The organism is Allotabrizicola aquatica (SeqCode) (assembly GCF_965194375.1).
In the GTDB taxonomy this organism is placed as follows: Bacteria; Pseudomonadota; Alphaproteobacteria; order Rhodobacterales; family Rhodobacteraceae; genus Tabrizicola_A; species Tabrizicola_A aquatica.
Map to the genome: position 1 here is coordinate 275,060 of NZ_CBDAEL010000003.1, position 18,343 is coordinate 293,402.

The 18,343-nt window shown below is 62.3% G+C and carries 17 protein-coding genes; 4 read left to right on the forward strand and 13 right to left on the reverse strand.

Annotated features, from left to right (window positions below):
- Window positions 1-11: 11 nt before the first annotated feature.
- On the reverse strand, window positions 12-479 hold the full coding sequence (nrdR, locus tag AC72UB_RS06630) for a transcriptional regulator NrdR (protein ID WP_505189065.1): 468 nt from the start codon (window positions 477-479) through the stop codon (window positions 12-14).
- A 261-nt stretch (window positions 480-740) separates the two neighbouring features.
- Window positions 741-1,961, reverse strand: a complete 1,221-nt coding sequence (locus AC72UB_RS06635; protein WP_505189066.1) for an acyl-CoA dehydrogenase — start codon at window positions 1,959-1,961, stop codon at window positions 741-743.
- A 102-nt stretch (window positions 1,962-2,063) separates the two neighbouring features.
- Here AC72UB_RS06635 and AC72UB_RS06640 point away from each other — a divergent pair, with 102 nt between their 5' ends.
- Window positions 2,064-2,951 (forward strand): LysR substrate-binding domain-containing protein, encoded by an 888-nt coding sequence (locus tag AC72UB_RS06640; RefSeq protein WP_505189067.1) that lies wholly within the window; start codon window positions 2,064-2,066, stop codon window positions 2,949-2,951.
- On the opposite strand, the gene AC72UB_RS06645 is transcribed toward AC72UB_RS06640, so the two are convergent.
- Window positions 2,941-4,278 carry a flavin monoamine oxidase family protein gene (locus tag AC72UB_RS06645; RefSeq protein ID WP_505189068.1) on the reverse strand — a complete coding sequence of 446 codons (1,338 nt, stop codon included), beginning with the start codon at window positions 4,276-4,278 and terminating at the stop codon, window positions 2,941-2,943. The two genes, AC72UB_RS06640 and AC72UB_RS06645, sit on opposite strands and share 11 nt — an antisense overlap.
- A 124-nt stretch (window positions 4,279-4,402) precedes the next feature.
- On the opposite strand from AC72UB_RS06645, the gene AC72UB_RS06650 reads away from it, so the two are divergent.
- Genes AC72UB_RS06650 through AC72UB_RS06660 form a run of 3 tightly spaced genes read left to right on the forward strand, consistent with a single transcriptional unit; the run spans window position 4,403 to window position 7,341 of the window.
- On the forward strand, window positions 4,403-5,758 hold the full coding sequence (locus tag AC72UB_RS06650) for a glutamine synthetase family protein (protein WP_505189069.1): 1,356 nt from the start codon (window positions 4,403-4,405) through the stop codon (window positions 5,756-5,758).
- 1 nt (window position 5,759) lies between these two features.
- Entirely contained in the window at window positions 5,760-5,948 is a 189-nt protein-coding gene (locus AC72UB_RS06655) for a hypothetical protein (RefSeq protein WP_505189070.1), read from the forward strand.
- Between the two features lie 16 nt (window positions 5,949-5,964).
- Window positions 5,965-7,341: an NAD(P)/FAD-dependent oxidoreductase gene (locus tag AC72UB_RS06660; RefSeq protein ID WP_505189071.1), complete on the forward strand. Its 1,377-nt coding sequence runs from the start codon at window positions 5,965-5,967 to the stop codon at window positions 7,339-7,341.
- Window positions 7,342-7,520: 179 nt separating this feature from the next.
- On the opposite strand, the gene AC72UB_RS06665 is transcribed toward AC72UB_RS06660, so the two are convergent.
- The 10 genes from AC72UB_RS06665 to AC72UB_RS06710 form a co-directional block, all read right to left on the reverse strand.
- Window positions 7,521-8,387 (reverse strand): ABC transporter permease, encoded by an 867-nt coding sequence (locus tag AC72UB_RS06665; RefSeq protein WP_505189072.1) that lies wholly within the window; start codon window positions 8,385-8,387, stop codon window positions 7,521-7,523.
- Window positions 8,388-8,399: 12 nt separating this feature from the next.
- On the reverse strand, window positions 8,400-9,326 hold the full coding sequence (locus AC72UB_RS06670; RefSeq protein ID WP_505189073.1) for an ABC transporter permease: 927 nt from the start codon (window positions 9,324-9,326) through the stop codon (window positions 8,400-8,402).
- Window positions 9,327-9,329: 3 nt separating this feature from the next.
- Entirely contained in the window at window positions 9,330-10,412 is a 1,083-nt protein-coding gene (locus tag AC72UB_RS06675) for an ABC transporter ATP-binding protein (RefSeq protein WP_505189074.1), read from the reverse strand.
- Between the two features lie 168 nt (window positions 10,413-10,580).
- Window positions 10,581-11,708: an extracellular solute-binding protein gene (locus AC72UB_RS06680; RefSeq protein WP_505189075.1), complete on the reverse strand. Its 1,128-nt coding sequence runs from the start codon at window positions 11,706-11,708 to the stop codon at window positions 10,581-10,583.
- A 328-nt stretch (window positions 11,709-12,036) separates the two neighbouring features.
- A complete protein-coding gene (locus tag AC72UB_RS06685; protein ID WP_505189076.1) occupies window positions 12,037-12,540 on the reverse strand; it encodes a flavin reductase family protein in 504 nt (167 codons plus the stop codon).
- A gap of 4 nt (window positions 12,541-12,544) precedes the next feature.
- The gene (locus tag AC72UB_RS06690; protein WP_505189077.1) at window positions 12,545-13,912 is read right to left on the reverse strand and encodes a glutamine synthetase family protein; all 1,368 of its coding nucleotides are present in this window, start codon (window positions 13,910-13,912) and stop codon (window positions 12,545-12,547) included.
- Window positions 13,905-14,591, reverse strand: a complete 687-nt coding sequence (locus AC72UB_RS06695; RefSeq protein ID WP_505189078.1) for a TetR/AcrR family transcriptional regulator — start codon at window positions 14,589-14,591, stop codon at window positions 13,905-13,907. The genes AC72UB_RS06690 and AC72UB_RS06695 overlap by 8 nt, the downstream gene beginning before the upstream one ends.
- The gene (locus AC72UB_RS06700) at window positions 14,588-15,889 is read right to left on the reverse strand and encodes an alpha/beta fold hydrolase (RefSeq protein WP_505189079.1); all 1,302 of its coding nucleotides are present in this window, start codon (window positions 15,887-15,889) and stop codon (window positions 14,588-14,590) included. The genes AC72UB_RS06695 and AC72UB_RS06700 overlap by 4 nt, the downstream gene beginning before the upstream one ends.
- Window positions 15,889-17,196 carry an acyl-CoA dehydrogenase family protein gene (locus AC72UB_RS06705; RefSeq protein WP_505189080.1) on the reverse strand — a complete coding sequence of 436 codons (1,308 nt, stop codon included), beginning with the start codon at window positions 17,194-17,196 and terminating at the stop codon, window positions 15,889-15,891. The genes AC72UB_RS06700 and AC72UB_RS06705 overlap by 1 nt, the downstream gene beginning before the upstream one ends.
- A 14-nt stretch (window positions 17,197-17,210) precedes the next feature.
- On the reverse strand, window positions 17,211-18,263 hold the full coding sequence (locus tag AC72UB_RS06710; RefSeq protein ID WP_505189081.1) for a 2,5-dihydroxypyridine 5,6-dioxygenase NicX family protein: 1,053 nt from the start codon (window positions 18,261-18,263) through the stop codon (window positions 17,211-17,213).
- Between the last annotated feature and the right edge of the window lie 80 nt (window positions 18,264-18,343).

Below are 18,343 nucleotides of genomic sequence, written 5' to 3' on the forward strand. Positions count from 1 at the left end.
GATCTCGTCGCTCACTCTTCCGAGTTTGCGCCAGGGCGCAGTTCGCTGACGAAGCGGTCAAAGTCATCCGCCGCTTGGAAGTTCTTGTAAACGCTGGCGAACCGGACATAGGCCACGGTGTCGATCCGCGCGAGGCTTTCCATGACAATCTCACCGATGGTTTTCGATGGGATGTCGGTGTCGCCAAGGCTTTCCAGCCGACGCACGATCCCCGAGATCATCTGATCAATGCGATCAGGGTCGATGGGGCGCTTTTGCATGGCGATGCGGATCGAGCGTTCCAGCTTGGAGCGGTCAAAATCTTCGCGTTTGCCAGAGGATTTCACGACAACAAGGTCGCGCAGCTGCACGCGTTCATAGGTGGTAAAGCGGCCGCCGCATGCGGGGCAAAAGCGGCGGCGGCGGATGGACACATGGTCCTCGGCCGGGCGCGAGTCTTTCACTTGCGTATCGACGTTACCGCAGAATGGGCAGCGCATCGGCTCCCTCCTTGCTTGTTATTATCTGTCCTGCCTCAAGCCCGGGGGTGTGCCCCCGTGATCTTTGGGCAACTATAGGGGGGCACACGCTATGTCGGGTAGCGGAAAGTGGCCGATACCGCATCTGGGGGCAGACCTGTTGCGGGCAAGACTCAGGTGTCTGAGAAGGGAAAGGCCCGAAACCTTGTGAGGTTCGGGCCTTTCTTGAACGATTTCAATATATTGCAGCAAATATTGGGTTACGCCCCACCAGTTCCGGCCTTAGAAGAAGGCCTGCAGTCCAGTGATGGCGCGCCCTAAGATCAGGGCATGAACGTCATGGGTGCCTTCATAGGTGTTCACGGTCTCAAGGTTCACCATGTGGCGGATGACCTGATAATCTTCCTGAATGCCGTTGCCGCCGTGCATGTCACGCGCCCAGCGTGCCGCATCCAGCGCCTTGCCGCAGTTGTTGCGCTTGATGATCGAGATCATCTCGGGCGCGGCATTGGCCTCATCCAAGAGACGCCCGACACGCAAGCTGGCCTGCAGGCCAAGCGAGATTTCGGTCATCATATTGGCGAGTTTCAGCTGATAAAGCTGGGTCTGGGCGATGGGTTTGCCGAACTGCTTGCGGTCAAGGCCATATTGGCGGGCGGCGTGCATGCAAAACTCAGCCGCGCCCATGACGCCCCAAGAAATGCCATAGCGGGCGCGGTTGAGGCAGCCGAAGGGGCCCTTCAGACCCTCGACATTGGGCAAGAGCGCGTCTTCGCCAACCTCGACATTGTCCATAACGATCTCGCCGGTGATCGAGGCGCGCAACGACAGCTTGCCACCAACCTTGGGAGCCGTCAGGCCCTTCATGCCCTTTTCAAGGACAAAGCCCTTGATCTTGCCGCCATGCGCTTCGGATTTGGCCCAGACTACAAAGACATCGGCAATGGGCGCGTTCGAGATCCACATCTTGGCGCCGTTCAGCACATAGCCATTGGCCGTTTTCTTGGCCACGGTCTTCATGCCTGCGGGGTCCGAGCCCGCATCGGGTTCGGTCAGACCAAAGCAGCCGATCCATTCGCCAGTGGCGAGTTTCGGCAGGAACTTCTGGCGCTGCGCTTCGGTGCCATAGGCGTAGATCGGATACATGACGAGCGAGGATTGCACCGACATCATCGACCGATAGCCGCTGTCGACGCGCTCAACTTCGCGCGCGATCAGGCCATAGGCGACGTAAGACGCGCCCAACCCGCCGTATTCCTCGGGCACCGTGACGCCCAGCAGGCCCATCTCACCCATTTCACGGAAGATCGAGGGGTCGGAGGATTCCTCACGAAACGCCTTGATGACACGGGGTTGCAGCTTGTCTTGGGCATAGGCGCGGGCGGCGTCCCGCAGCATGCGCTCTTCGTCGGTCAGCTGGTCGTTCAGGCGGAAGGGGTCTTCCCAATCAAACCCGCCCAGATCGGGGGCATCCTTGGCTTTCAGCTTGGGGGTGTCGAGCATCGGTACATCTCCTGAAACAGCATGAGCTTTGCGCAAGTCTATTGCACGAATCTGCACAGGCCACTAGCGAAACAGGGACAGGATTTAATGAGGAAAACTCATATGCTGGTTTCGCGTCGCTATCTGCCTTCGATGCCGTCGCTCTTGGCCTTGGAGGCGGTGGACCGTCTGGGCAGCGCCTCGGCGGCGGCCGAGGAGTTGAACCTGACCCAAGGCGCGGTCAGCCGACAGTTGCAGGTTCTAGAGGGGCAATTGGGTGTTGCGCTCTTCATCCGCGAGAAGCACCGGTTGCGGCTGACCCAAGGGGCGCGGGACTATTGCCGCGAGGTGCGGCGGATGCTGCAGGGGATTGGTCAGGCGACGCTGACCTTGCGGGCCAATCCGGGGGGCGGGGCGCTGAACTTGGCCATTCTGCCTGCTTTTGGCATGCATTGGCTCGCCCCGCGTCTGGCGCGCTTTGCGGGCCAGCATCCGGAGGTGACCGTGAACCTGTCCACGCGGCTGAAGCCCTTTGCCTTTGAGGCCACGCAGTTTGACGCAGCAATCCATTACGGGCGGCAGGATTGGCCGGGGGTGGAGTATCTGCCCTTGATGCAAGAAGAGATGCTGGCGGTGGCCGCGCCCGCGCTGGTGGCGGCTACCCTGCCCCGGGCGGAGGATGTGCTCACGCTTCCCCTGTTGCAATTGGAAAGCCGCACCGGGGATTGGGGCCGTTGGCTCGCCCATCACGGGCTGCCCGGCCTGCGCCCCCCGGCGATGCTGTTTGACCAGTTCGCCACCATGATGCAGGGCGCGATCCATGGGCTGGGCGCAGCCCTGATGCCGACCTTCCTGATCGAGCGTGATCTCGAGGCCGGCCGCTTGGTGCCGATCTTTGGCGGGCCAATTGCCTCGGCCGGAAGCTACCATCTGGTCTGGCCGAAGGAGAGCCCAGCCCGCGCACCACTCGTCAGTTTTCGCACTTGGCTGACGGGTGAGATCAACCCGTGATCTGGGCCGCTGCCGTCCGGCCTGACAAAAGCGCGCCATGGGCAGTGCCCCAATAGTCAGGCTCGCAAGCCTCGCCCGCAAAGATCAGCCGCCCCTCCCAATCGGCCCCGGCAAGGGCTGTGCGGGTGTCTGGCGTGGTTCCGATGGCGTTGAAGGAATAGGCGCCGCGGGTGAATTGGTCTTGCCCCCAGCGGGTGATCTGCGCCGCAATCGGCGCGGGGAAATCGCGGCCGAACATGGTTTTCAGCGCCGCATGGGCCTCGGCGACCATCTCGGCATCGCTGAGCTGTTCCATCTGCCGTGCCTGATCGCCCGCGTGAAAGGCCAAAAGCACCGGTGCGCCTGTGGCTTGGGCAAGGCTGACCCATTGCGACCAGATGCCATCTTTCGGCCCCACCCATTCGATCCAATCGACATCGGCGGGCCATGCAATGCGATCAAAGCGCAGCCAGCATTTGTTCAAAAGCCCCATGCCAAGGGTTTCGATCGCGGCCCGGCGGGCCGGGGCGAGCGGGGGCTCAAAGGCGATGTCGCCGGACTTGAGCACGCCCAAAGGCACGGTGACGACCACATGATCGGCCTGCAAGACCTCACCATCGGTCAATGTGACCTGCACGCTGTCCTCGGCTTGGACCACCGAGGCCACGACCGCCCCGGTGCGGATGGTCAGGCCCGTGGCAAGGTGATCGGTGATCTGGTCATAGCCTTTGGGAAAAAGCTTGTCACCGCCGCCGAACTCCACCGCCTCGTCATAATGCCAGGCCGAGACCTCATCCCATGCGCCGCCATATTCGGCCTCGACGCTGCCGTTGACGACTTGGCGGATCAGGCGGCGGGTGGGGTCATCGGCCTCTGCCCATGACGGTGTGGCAAGGATCGCCTCTTTCAGAGATTGATCTCTGGCGCGGGTTTCAGACTTGGCGCGGGCGGCGGCGATAGTCTGTTCCGCAAAGTCATAGGCAGGGGAAAGATCAACCTCGCGGCCTTGGGCATCCAGCGCCATGGCGCTGTCGTACGAAGTTGGCCGCCGCACAGCCCCGGCCTGATCGGCCAGATCTGTCAGCGGGTTACCGGTGACGCCGTGAATCCAGCTTGCCCCCATGTCCATCGGCATGTCAGCCCAAGCCCGCGAGGTCCAGATGCGCCCGCCAATCCGGTCACGGGCCTCAAGCACCGTGACTTTGGCCCCCGCAGAATGCAGATCGCGGGCAGCGGACAGCCCGGCAAGCCCGGCCCCGATGACAAGCACCGAAGAACTGCTGGCGCGGGCGGGGGTGGCGGCCAGCGCGGCGATACTTGCCAAGAGATTGCGGCGGGTCATGGGCATGTGGCACCGAGATAAGAGGCAGGAAATGGCAAAGACTTTTGATCATATTCTGCGTCATTCTGGCTTGAAAAGCTGCATAAAAATGCAAGGGTAGCGGTGGAAACCTGCACGAAGGCCGCTGACCATGACCGCCCCTGCCGAGCTTGTCGCCTATCTGGCCCGCCACCCCGAGACGCGCTTTGTCGATGCGGTGCTCTATGATCTTTGCGGCACGGCGATTGGCAAAAGGGTGCCAGCGCGCGATGCGGAAAAGCTGTGGTCCTCAGGTGTAGCGTTCTGCGCTGGGATCACCACGCTGGACGCCTTGGGCACCTGCTGGGATGTGAACGGCATCGGCTTTTCCGATGGTGATCCGGACGCCACCAGCTACCCCCTGCCCGACACCTTGGTGCCTGTGCCTTGGGCCGAGGTGCCGACCGCGCAGGTGCAGATCGCGCCCGCCCCGCCCGAGGGCGAGGCCGCGTGGTGGTTCGATCCGCGCGCGATCCTTCAGGCAGTGGTTACGCGCTTTGCCGAATTGGGTCTGCGGCCCGTGGTGGCCAATGAGTTGGAATTCTACTTCGTCGACCCAAAGCGCGACGACAAAGGGCGCATCTCTCCTGCCCTGCCCGCCCGGTCGGGCCGCGCGCCCGAGGCGCCGCGGGTTCTGGCTTTTGACAAGCTGGATGAATGGGCCGGGATCTTGGCCGAGATTGATGCGGCCTGCATCGCCCAAGGCGTGCCTGCAGGGGCGGCCACGGCGGAATATGGCGGGGCGCAGTTCGAGGTGAACCTTGCCCATCTGGATGACCCGGTGCTCGCCTGCGACCATGCGCTGATGCTGCGCCGGATCGTCAAAGGGGTGGCTGCCAAGCATGGGCTGGAGGCCACCTTTATGTCCAAACCTTTTGCCGACCAATCCGGCTCGGGGCTGCATATTCACGCCAGCTTGATCGACGCGGCAGGGCGCAATGTCTTTGACGAAACCACGCCGGATGGCGACCGGATGCTTGGCCATGCGATTGCAGGCCTGCAGGCAACCACCTATGACGCGATGGGATTTTTTGCGCCCAATATCAACGCCTACCGCCGCTTTGCTGCCAATCAGTTTGTGCCGGTGAACACAAGCTGGGGGATCAACAACCGCTCCGTGTCGTTCCGCGTACCAATGGGCGGCGGTCGCGCGCGGCGGATTGAGCATCGTATCGCAGGGGCCGATGCCAACCCCTATCTCGTCATGGCGGCGATGCTGGCGGGGTTCCATCATGGAATTGCCAATAAGCTGGCGCCCACCCCACCTTCGACCGGCAATGCCGGCGAAGAGGCCGACCCCGAAATGCCCTTGCGCCTGTGGACCGCGCTGGACCGGCTGCAAGCATCGGCCCTGATGGCCGAGTATTTCGGGCCGCGCTATCCGGCGGCCTACGCGGCCATCAAACGATCCGAGTTTGAGGCCTTCATGGCCGAGGTGCTGCCGCGCGAATACGACTGGTATCTCTAGCATGTTCAATGTCGTGATCTTGGGCGGCGGGCTGCCTGATCTCGGCGCGGCGCATCCTTGCGGCCCCTCTGGCCGCATCGCCTGTGCCGGATCGGATATTGCGTCGGCACAGCAAGGCTGGTTTGAAGAGGCATTGGCTTCGGCCGAACGGACGGTGACGGCTTTGGCCGAAACCGTCTTGAGCACATGACACGCGGAGAACAGGCATGAAGATCGGTGACGTCAGCTTTTGGTATGCCGACATGGGCCTGCCCGAAACCCGCCGCCCGCCCCTGTCGGGGGATACCTCGGTCGATGTGGCGATCATTGGCGCGGGGTTCACCGGGCTTTGGACGGCGTGGTATCTGATGCAGGAAAAGCCCGACCTCAAGGTCTTGGTGATCGAAAAGGAATTCGCGGGCTTCGGCGCTTCGGGCCGCAATGGTGGGTGGTGCATGGGCACCTTCGCGTGGAAGCACGACGCCTATGCCGCCGCCACCTCGCGTGAGGCGGTGCTGGAGATGGTCAAGGATCTCGAGGCGACCGTGCCCGAGATCACGGCGGTCTGTGCGGCCGAGGGAATTGACGCTGACATCATCCCTTCGGAAGAGATGATGGTGGCGACCACTCCGGCGCAATTGCAGCGCATGAAAGAGGAAATCGCCCATCGCCGCGCTTGGGGTGACGGGCATCGCGCGCGCGAACTGAGCCCGCAAGAGGTGGCGCAGCGGATCCATATTCCGGGCGTGCTCGGCGCGATGGTGGTCTCGGGCATGGCACGGGTGCAGCCGGCAAAATTGGTGCGCGGGCTGGCCGAAGCGGTTGAACGCAAGGGCGCGACCATTGTCGAAGGCACCGAGGTGATCTCTTACGACGCGGGGCGCGTCACCACCAACCGCGGGGTGGTACGGGCGCCGATCATCCTGCGCTGCACCGAAGGCTTTACCGCCGGGATCAAAGGGCACAAGCGCGACTGGCTGCCCCTGAACTCGGCCCAGATCGCCACAGTGCCCTTGCCGCCCGAGGCTTGGGCCAAGATCGGCTGGGACGGGCATGAGCTGATCGGCGATATGAAGAACGCCTACTGCTATTGCCAGCGCACGCGCGAGGGCCGCATCACGGTGGGCGCGCGCGGGGTGCCCTATAAATTCGCCAGCCAAATGGACCGCAACGGCGCGCCGGATGCCGAAACCATCCGCCGGCTGACCGCCATCTTGCACGAACACTTCCCCGAAGCCGCGAAACATCCCATCGACCACGCCTGGTGTGGCGTGATCGGTGTGCCGCGCGATTGGTGCGCGACAGTGGGCTTGGATCGTAACACTGGCCTTGGCTGGGCGGGGGGCTATGTGGGCGTCGGGGTCTCCACCTCGAACCTTGCCGGTCGGACACTGGCCGACCTTGCCCTCGGCCGTGAGACGCGGATCACCCGGCACCCATGGGTCAACCGCCGTGTGCGGCAATGGGAGCCAGAGCCCCTGCGCTGGCTTGGTGTGCATCTGATGTACAAGCTCTTGGCGCTTGCCGACCGCCGCGAGGCGCGGCTGCGTGGCAAGCCCTCGCGCTTTGGAGCGCTGGGCAACTGGATCACCGGGCGGCACTGACCCGCCCCATCCCTTTCATCTTGGCCCAAATACTCTCAGGGGTGAATGGGCGGCCTCTTGGCCGACCAGAGGGGCGCGAGCGCCCCTGACTGCGCCGCTTTGGCGGGGGTAAGCCGCAATAAAGAAAGCCGCCGATCCATTGCAGGATCGACGGCTTGATCGTTCAAGGATTAAGGTCCTTAGACTGCCTCTTCCAGCGCCTCCGCACGGCGGGCTTCCGCCTCACGCGCAGCCTCGATCCGGGCCAGTCGGCGGCGGTTGAACTCATAGACCAAGGCCAGCGCCAAGGTCACAAGGATCAACAGGAAGGCCAGCGCGTTGATCGTGGGCGTAATGCCCGCGCGGACCTTCGAGAACACATAGACCGTCAGCGTATCGGCCCCGCCACGGGTAAACTGCGTGACGTTGAAGTTCTCGATCGACTGGAAGAACGCCACCGCCCCACCGGCAAGGATGGCCGGATAGAGATGCGGCAGAAGGATGCGGCGCATCACCTGGCCGTGGCTTGCACCCAGATCCAGCGCAGCCTCTTCCAGCCCCGCATCAAAGGATTGCAGACGCGCCAGAACCAACAGCATCACCATGGCGGCGATATAGCTCACTTGCCCCAGCACGCTGAGATGCAGACCGGGGTTAAACAGGAAGAACTCAGTCCCCAGCGCATTGCCCATCTTGGTCCACAGGATCATGGTGGAAATACCGATGACCACACCGGGGATCAGGATGGTGGAGATCATCAACCCGTAGACCACCGTGCGCACCCGGCCCGAGATTGAGTTGATGAGAATGGCCGAAGCCGTGCCAACGAGGATCGAGATCACCGCCACAGCCACCGCAACCCATAGGCTGTTGCCAAAGGCCAGCATCATCCGCTGATCGGCGATCATGTCGCTGAACCAATGGGTGGTGAAGCCTTTCCACGGCACGATCGAGGGCAGTTTGCTGTCGTTAAAGGCCGCCCCTGACATGACCACAAGCGGCGCGATCATATAAAGCAGGAACAAGACCATATAGGCGTGGGCGAGGTTCAGTCGAAGCTTGTGCATGATGTCCCTCCCTTATTTCGCGATGTCAGACAGTTTGACCCGGAACAGCTTCATCGCAATGGACACGAAGACGGTGCACAGGATCAACAGAAGGAAGGCATAGGCACTGGCGGTGTTCCAGTCGAGCGCGTCCTTGAACCACTGGTCGATGGTTTGGGTAAACCATTGCGAGGTGGTGGAGCCAAGGATCGAAGGCACCAAAAGCGAGCCCGCCGACAGCATGAACACCATGACCGAGCCCGAGGCGATGCCGGGTTTGGCATGGGGCAGCACGATACGCCAATGGATCTTCCACCACGGCGCGCCAAGGTCATCGGCCGCCTCAATCTGGTTGGTGTCGAGCGACGAAATCGCGTTGTAGATCGGGAAGAGCATGAAGAGCACATAGGTATAGACCAAGCCCACCATGACGCCCGTATAGCCCATATTGGTCCAACGGATCGGGTCTTCGATCAAGCCAAGGCCCAGAAGCATGGCATTGAGCGGGCCTTTGAACGCCAGAATGATCCACCACGCAAAGGCGCGCAGCACCTCAGAGACCCACAGCGGCACGAAAAGCAGCAAAAGCAGCGTCGGGACCGTTTTCGGCGCGACGATCTTCGACATGTAATAGGCCAGCGGGTAGGCCAGCGCAAAGCAGATCACCGTGACGACCATCGAATACCAAATGGTTTGCGAGAAGGTTCTCACATGCACCGGGATTTCAAAGGTAATGCCGAGCAGGCTGGTTTCGATATTGCCATCAAAGACTTTGGCGTAGTTGTTGAAGCTATAGGTGTCACGTGGCCCGCCAATTTCAACGACCGGCAGATAGGGCCGGAAGCTTTGTTCAAAGAGCGTGATGTTGGGCACGATGACCAGCATCACCAGCCAAAAGGCCACCAAAAGCACGATCAGCCCCGACAGGCCCGGACCGTAGCGACGCAGAAGATCCTGCATGGCTCAGGCCCTCACATTCACGTCAGGCAACAACGAGGCGCGGGCGGCGTCAAAGCGGGCGTGCAGCTTGGCCCCAACCTCAGGCACAGTGGCCGCACCGTCGTTGCGGATTTCGGCAGTGATGGTCTTGCCGCTTTCGCTGATCCCGTGAACCGTGATGAAGGCACCCTCAAACGAGACTTCGGTGATGGTCACCGGCACCGAATTTTCGGTGGCCTTGGTCTTGGCCAGCGTGGTGTGTTCAGGACGCACATACAGCTTGACGGGCTTGCCCACCGCATCAGCGGCCAGCCGTGCGCGGAACGATCCATGCGCGGTGTCAAAACCGGCCATGCCATCGGCGGCCGTGCCAGCTGTGCCTTCGAAGATGTTGTTTTCGCCCACGAAAGACGCCACGAACCCGTTGACCGGATTGTTGTAGATGTCGCGCGGATCGGCGATTTGCTGGATGCGGCCTTGGCTCATCACGCCAACGCGGTCGGACATGGCCAAAGCCTCGCCCTGGTCGTGGGTGATGTAGATAAAGGTCACCCCGGTGCGCTTTTGAATGGCGCGAAGTTCCGCGCGCATGTGCTGGCGCAGCTTGAGGTCAAGCGCCGACAAAGGCTCGTCCAAGAGCATGACCGCCGGTTCCACGGCCAAGGCGCGGGCAATCGCCACGCGCTGCTTTTGGCCACCTGACAGCTGGCTCACCATCTTGTCCGCCGCGCCCGGCAGATCAACAAGGCGCAACAACTCTTCAGCCTTCGCACGGCGGGTGACCTTGTCGACCCCGCGCATTTCCAAACCGAAAGAGATGTTTTCCCAGATGGGCATAAGGGGGAACAGCGCGAGGTTTTGGAAGATCAGGGCGGTTGGACGCTGGTTAGGGCGCTGGCCCTTCATGTCCTTGCCGCCGATTTTGATCTGGCCTTGGGTCGGGTCAATAAAGCCCGAAATCATCCGCAGGATCGTGGTCTTGCCACAGCCCGAGGGGCCCAGAAACGAAAAGAACTCGCCCGGTTTGATGGACACATTGGCATTGTCCACCGCGCGGAAGGTTCCGAAGTCACAGCACACGTTTTCAAGATCAATCCCTGCACTCATGGATCGTCTTTCTCCCTGTCATTCTTGTTTTGTCGCAGCCTAACAGGCCCGATGTCCTGTGCAAGCGATATAGCCAGTTCAACGCCGCGCTTAGTCCAGCAACGACGCCCTTGCAGAAAAAAAAGACGCCGGGCGTTTCGGCCCGGCGTCCCTTTCTGGCAGCGCCTATTAGGCGGCCTTGTACTTGTCGGCGTATTCCGCGCGCTTGGCGAGGAAGTCGGCCGACTGGTCGGGCCACCACCACAGCTTGGACAGCGCTTCGTCGTTGAAGGTGCCGTTGTAGTACTTCGACACTTCCGGATCCATGATCTCGGCAGCGCCCTTGCCCACCGGGTTCGACGAGAAGGCGGAAGCCCAGCCCGCAGCGCCTTCGGCGGTCGAGACCCACTTCACGAACTCATGCGCCTGGTCGACGTTGGCGGCGTTCTTCATCATGACGAAGCCCTGGTGCCAAGCGAACGCACCTTCGACGGGCGCGACATAGGCAAAGCCGTCATTGCGCAGGTTGAAGCCGGTCGAGTCCCAGCACAGGCCGACGGTAGCGCCGTTGGCGGTGAAGCCAGCGTTGGCTTCATTTTCGCCCGACCACCACTGAACAACGTTGCCCTTGGCTTCGATCGCCTTGGCCAGCGCGATGTCCCACAGCTCGGCCATAGCGGCCATGTCGGTGTAGCCATCCATCCACGGACGCGGCAGTTGGCCGGTCGCATCGAGCCAACGGCCCATGGCAGCCAGCGCCGAGTGCGGACGCACAACGACCGAATTCTCGGGGTTGAACAGATCGCCCAGCGAAGGCGGGGTGCCGATTTTCGCATCGGCCGTGTTCACGACCAGCGATTCGGTGCCCCAGGTCGACGGCACATATTTCAGCGCGCCGCCCGGACGCGAACGCTCACCCGCGGCGCCATCAGCGAGGCCCGGCAGGTAGTTGTCCATCGCCAGTTTGGATTCGTCGAACGCGCCCAGAAGGCCGTTCGAGTCCCAAGCGCCAACGCGGTCGATGGTCGGTTCGATAACGTCGATGCCACCAGCTTCCAGCGCGACCTTTGCTTCACCGAACATGGTGTCCTGGTCGGGAAGTTCTTTGAAGTTCACCTTGATGCCGGTGGCGGCTTCAAAGGCGGGGAACACTTTTTCGGCCAAGCCAGGATAGCCAGCCCAGCCGGAGAAGTTCAATTCGCCCGACGAGGCCAGAGCCTTGGACGAGATCAGCGCCGGAGCGGCGAGAGCGCCAGCACCGGCTGCGCTGCGCTTGAGGAAGCTGCGGCGGTTGAGGGTGGAGAGGGTTTTGGTCACGTAGGTCTCCCTGGGTTGTTCCGGTCATCCGGAAGGTTTTGCGAGAACGGCAACGCCACACTCGTCATTTTGCACGACATAAGGCCTTTGCCTGACAAGTTTGTGACAGTGCCAGCCAAAGCCCAATGATAACGCCAGATTAGGCACTTACGGGCCGTCGCTGTCAACAGGATGCCGCCAAAATCCCGTTCATTTCCCAGCGAGCAGGCAGTGCTTGCCATTTTGACCGGCCTGCAAGGCTGTTTGGGGAGGATCTGTTTGCCTGATAGGTGATTCGCAGCGTGCGGCGATGGTAGGTCCGAACGGTCCACTGGATGGGCTGTGCCGCTCAGGCCAGCTCATCCATGCCAACCGCACGGCGATAGCTGCGCTGGCCATAGAGCAGCGCATCAGGGTTGTCCGACAGATGCACCGCGCCGACCTGCCCGATCAGCACATGGTGGGTTTTCCACAAAAGCGTGGACTTGAGCGTGCATTCAAAGTTTGCCGCCGCGCCCGCGAGCACTGGCTGACCGCCCTGCCCTGCCTGCCAGTCGACCCGGTCAAACCGCGCCAGATCAGAGGGGGCACGTCCCGCGAAGATGTCGGACTGGCCCTGTTGGCCTGTGTTCAGAAGATTGACGCAGAAAGCTCCGTTTTGAAGGATGGCGGCGACGGCCGGGCTTTTGTGGTGGATGCAGACCAAAAGCGAAGGCGCCTCACCATCGGCCGAGACCGAGGTCATGGACGACACTGTGACGCCATGTTGTCCGCCCGGCCCGTCGGTGGTGATGATCGACACGAAGGTGGTCGCGCGGGCCATGCCTTCGACAAAGGACTGGCGCAGGTCCATGCCCTTAGCCCAGATCAAAGAAACGTTGCAGTTCGACGTCGGGCACCTTTTTGGCAAACTGGTCGTGCTGGCTTTGGCGGGTGGCCGAGAAGGCATCGACAAAGCGGTTGCCCAACCAGTCACGCGCAAAATCCGACCCGCGCAGCCGGGCAATCGCCTCGGGCATCGAGCGGGCATAGTCGGCCCCTTCCTGCGGGTTGGCGTGGCCGTTGCCCTTGACCTCCGCCTGCGGTTCGATCTGCTCAAGGATGCCCGCAACGCCCGCGGCGATGGTGGCGGCCGCCGTCAGATAGGGGTTGGTATCCGCCCCCGGCAGGCGGTTTTCCACCCGCAAGGACCCCGCATCATGGCCTACGACCCGGAAACAGGTCGTGCGGTTCTCATAGCCCCATGTCAGGCCAGGCGGCGCAAAGGTGCCCGGCGCAAAGCGGCGGTAGCTGTTGACGGTGGGCAGGAACACAAGGCTGAGATCGCCGATGTATTTCTGCAGCCCACCCAAGAAATGCCGGAAGGTCTGGCTCATGCCATGTTCAGCCTTCGGGTCGTGGAACAATGTCTTGCCGCCCGCATCCTTCATCGAGATGTGCAGGTGGATGGACTGGCTGTCTGCCGTTTCCGTCCAGCGCGGCATGAAGGTGACCGACCGGCCCTGCCGCAGCGCCAGCGCGCGGATGAAGTTCTTCAGCAGCACCAGCTGATCGGCAGGCTCCAACCCTTGGCCAGCGCCTATGCAAGCCTCAAGGAACCCGCCGCCGATTTCTTCGTGCATCTTGGCCAGATCGATCTTCAGGGGTTCGCACATGGCCGAAACCGCCTCGTACCATTCGGTTTGCACGGTCTGATACAGCACCAGATCGTGGCTTGGGTGCATGGTGGCGGTTTTGAGGTTGCGATAGCCCTTGTCCCGTGCCGATTCCGGGGTTTCGTCGAAAAGGGTATATTCCAACTCCATCCCATATTTCGGATGCAAACCGTGGGCTGCGGCCCGGTCTAGCACCGATTTCAGGATCGAGCGCGGGCAGATCTGGGCGGTGTCGCCGGAATAGTTGGTGAGAACCAAAAGGTCATGGCCGGGCTTCGCCCAAGGGATGCGGCGCGCGCTGGTCGGATCAACGATCAAGGGGTCGTCGTGAAAATCGCCGGTGCCATCGGTGACGCCGGGCATTTCCAGCATCTCATCAGTCGGATCAAGCGCCAGTTGCGCGGGCGCCATGCCCATGCCGTTCTTCAAGATGCCCTTCAGGCTGGAGACCGACACCATCTGCCCACGCAAAAGCCCGTTGGTATCCACAAGGGCCACGGTGGCAAAGCGGCTGGTTGCGTCGTCCATATAGGCGTGCAGCTGGGCAGGGTCAGGCGCGGTATCAGTCATGGTGTCCCCGTGGTGTTGGGCCCTCGGCGGCAAGGGCCTGAAGTTGGGCCAGATCTTGGCCGGGATCGGTGGAATAGGCTTTCAGGAACACCCGAAGGCCATTGGTGATAAAGCGGTGCAGATCGGCGCGGCCCGGCAGGTTGGCCGCATCATGCAGCGCGCGGTTGCGCGGGGCTGACAGGATCAGGCCCCAAAGGTCCTCGGCGGCGAGTTCCGCATCGTCAAAGGCAAGCCGCCCTTCGGCGCGCTTGGCCGAGAGATAGGCCATCACGCCGCGCAAAACGCGCTCTGGCCCCGCGGATTGATAGGCGCGGCCAATCTCGGGAAAGCGCTGCGCCTCACCGATGGTAAGCCGGGCGAGCGACAGGAAATCGGGGCGCAGGACGGTGTCGGCATAGTGCCAGGAAAAGGCCCAAAGTTCCGGCACCAACCCCAGACCGTCGGGTTCCTCAAACGCGCCCAGCATAGTGTCGCGCTGTTCGACCATGATGGCAGAAAAGAGCTGTTCCTTGCTGCCAAAGTATTGATAAAGCGTTGGTTTTGACACACCTGCCAGCGCCGCGATGGCATCCATCGATGTGCCGGAATAGCCCTGATCCGCAAAGACCTTCAGCGCGGAGGCCAAGATCCGGCGCTCTTTCAGCTGCTTGTTGCGGGCGCGGGGCGGCAGGGCTGTCATGGCACAAGCCGCGCCAGAAAGGGGATCAGCGCGGCGTTATAGGCGTCGCTCCCTTCAACATTGCAGACATGGCCAACGCCGGGGATGGTTTCATATTGCACATCGGGGCGGGCGTCTTGCATCTGCGGCGCGGCATCAAGAATGCGGCCCGCAACAGCGCGGATTTCGGACGGGGGGGCAAGACGGTCATGCTGGCCGGTCATCAGAAGCGTGGGCATCGTCAGGCGGGCAAAGTCAAACCGCTCGCGCGGCGAGGTAAAGCAGACCAGCGCATCGCGGTAGGTGGCGGCGGGGATGGCGGACATGGAGGCCAAAAGCTCATCCCGGATGGCGTCGGGCGCATCCGGCCCGGCGATCACCTTGACCACGGCGGGGGCGAAATCGGCAGGCACCTGTCCCGCGTTCAACGGCACTTCGCGCGAGACGCGGAAGGCTTCCCGTTCCTCTGGCCCCGCTTCGGACATGCCTGTGCAGCCGCCCGACAAGACCAGCCCCGCCAGCTTTTCAGGGTGGCGCATGGCGAAGGAGGTCGCGATCCATGAGCCGTAGGACAGGCCCACCAACACCAGCCGGTCGGCGCCGAAATGGGCCATGACGCGGCAAATGTCGTCGCAATAATCGTCGACTGTGGATTGGTCAAAGCCAAGGCTGCTGTCGCCATAGCCGCGCAGGTCCATGGCGCAGGCGGTCATCAGATGGCCGACTTGGCCCAGTTGGCGCGCCCAGTTCTGGCGCGCGCCGCCGATGCCATGCAGGAACAGCGCCAGCGTGCGGCCTTTGGCGGCGGTATGGGTCAGGCCAAGGCGCGGGGTGCCGGGCAGGATGGTTTCGGTCAATGCAACGGCGGGGGCTGCGGCGGGAGGGGTCTCGGCCCCCTGCCCGGCGCGGGCGATCAGCGCGTCGATCCCGGCCTCAAACACCGGTTGCGTGCCTTTGGCAATGTCCGAGGCGCGGGGACCGGGGGCCTCGATCTCGGCGGTCCAGCTGATCGCGGTGCCGCCGCCATCGCGGGGCGAGAACGTCAGGCGGGCGTTGTAGCGGCTGGCCCCCTTGATGCCCTCAAGATGGGTATAGGCGATGACGCGGTCTGAGTTCGACAGATAGGTGCGTTGTTCGCGGTAGACGGTGTCCTCGCCATGCGCCGTAAAGCGGCGGATCAATGCGCCCTTTTCGCCGCGCTCCTGCGTGATGGTGGCAATGAAGGGATGCCAAGCGCCGCAAAAATCTCGCGCCGTGCCCCAAAGCGCATCGGGCGATGCGCTGGCCGTGGCGATGACATGCAGCGTCTCGCGTCCCATCAGCGCAGAGCCCGCAAGGCGCCCGAGTGCCCGCGCCAAAGCGAGTTGCGCGCACCACCCTCGTCGCCGGGGGCGTGGTCAAGTTCGTCCATCTCGTAAAGCGCAAGAACCCCGATGTAATCCTCCATGATTTCCGAGGTATAGGGCAGCATCAACGCGCCGCAGCGGCTGTCACGATACATGCGTTCCAAGGGCAAGGATTTCAGCATGGACTGGCCGCCACAGGTTCGGATGGCCATGGCGGCGATTTCCTGCACGCCTTCCATGACGTTGTACTGGGCGGCGTACATCCGCATCACTTCCGGTTTGCCGGGCATCCCCTTGGCTTCGGAAAACGCCTGCCACCACAGCGCACGCATATTGGCAAGGCGGGCATACATCTTGCTGACAGCAACGCGTTTGGTCGCATACATGCGGCGGTCAATCGGCGGCTGGCCGGGGATTTTGCCCTGCAGATAGGCCACGGTGAAATCATAGGCCCCTTGCGCCACGCCCATGTAGGTGGGCGAGAGCGTGGCCATCATGTGGGGCCAGTTTGGCAGCGTTTTGCCGAAAATGCCGTTGGGCATCAGAAGATCATCTTCGGTGACAAAGACATCTTTCAAGATCAGATCACGGCTGTTGGTGCCGCGCATGCCCAAGGGGTCCCACTCGCCCTTGACCGTCAGGCCGGGGGTGTCTTTGTGGACGACGAACAGCACCGTATCCTCGTGGCGCGGCTCCACGCCTTCGAACACCTCGGTGCAGACGATGGTGTAATAGTCGCAATAGCCCGCGAGGCTGGCGAATTTCTTGAAGCCGTTGATTTTCCAACCCCCATCCACCTTGCAGCATTGGGTTTGGTTGGGCTTGGACGTCCAGTTTTGTCCGCCTTCAGAGATGGGCTGCGAATAGATTGCGCGCTCTTTCATCGCCCGGCGGAACTGCTTTTCGCGCAAGGGGGCGAAGGCGGCCTTCTCCTCGGCACTCAGGTTCGGCATGTCATACATGAAGCGCGACCAAGCCATGGACGAGTTGTGCATGTTGAAGGTCAGCGCAGTGGCGCCGCAGTATTTTGCAATCTCGGCCCCGACCATGGCATATTCGCCCATGGAAAAGCCCCAGCCGCCGAATTCTTGCGGGATCGACAGGCCCAAGAAACCGGCGTCGGCCAGATCCTTGTAGTTTTCCGTCGGGAAAGAGGCATCATCATCCACCGCCTTGGCGCGGGTGGCAAAGGCCGGACCCATGGCGTTTATCTTGTCCAAGGCCACAATCACTTCGGTGCGGACGCGAGAGAGGTCGTAGTAATCGGCGGGGGTGCTCATCGGGGCCTCGGGGATCAAAGGGCGAGGTCGCCCAGCAGGACGCCCTCCTTGACGACGGCGTGGCCGTCGAGCGTGATGGTGCAATTGCGCATCGGCAGGTCGAAATGGCCCAGCGTATAGCGCCCAGCATATTGGTTGGCCCCGGTGGACCATAGGAAACTGCCGGGAAGGGCGCGGAATTCGACGGCCTGCATGTCGCGCTTGTCATATAGGGTGGCCGAAACCCATTTGGCGGCCGGGTTCACGCCCCAGCCGACATGCGAGATGCCATAGGCGTTCCGATCCTCCCAAGCCTCCATGTATTCGCGGAAATGAAGGGCATCGATGCCGTCGCCCTTGATGGCAGTGACGAAATCATTCTCGATCGTGCAATCGATGCGGCTGGTCAGGAAGGTCTTAAACGTCAGGTTCATATCGCCCACGTCCATCACGATGCGGCCGTTGACGGTGTTCTTGCCGGGGAAGGCAAGGCACAGCCCGCCGGGCCAATGGGCGACCGCGCCGGGGGTGGTGCCGAAACCGGGGGTGCCGCCGCAAGGGGCGTCGGTCAGGTCGATGGTGAGATCGGTCCCGGCCTTGGAGGTGACGCGCATCAGCTTGGCCTCGCGCAGCATCTGGACGCCAAGGGTGACGCGGGCGGCGTGTTCGGCCTTCGGTTCGGTGCGCTCAAGGATTTCGGGGTGTTCGTTGGTGATGACCAACAGCCGCGCGCGGCCCGCATCCTCGATTTCCGGCCATTCGGGGGCGTGGATGAGCCCTTCGACGGTGCAATCGACGATGATGTCTTGCAGTTTCAATGCCTCGATCACCGAGCGGTTGCCTAGAATGGCCCAAGAGGTGCCGGTGGATTTCACCGGAACGGGCGCGGTTTGCACGGGCGTCGGCATCTGGATCATGCAGAACTCGGCCCCAAGGTCATAGGCCGCGAGTTCACACAGTTGGATAAGGACCGGGCGCGACTGGGTTTCGGACAGGATCGCCAGCTTGGTGCCCTTGCCGATGCCGTTCAGCGCGAACACGCGGCGGAACGCGGCCAGCCATTTGCCTTCGATACGCTCTTGCAGCATGCCCTGCCCTTTCGAAACGCGCGCCAGAAATCTTACTGACCAGTTTAGTAATTCCAAGACTCAGGATTCTGTCAATCGAA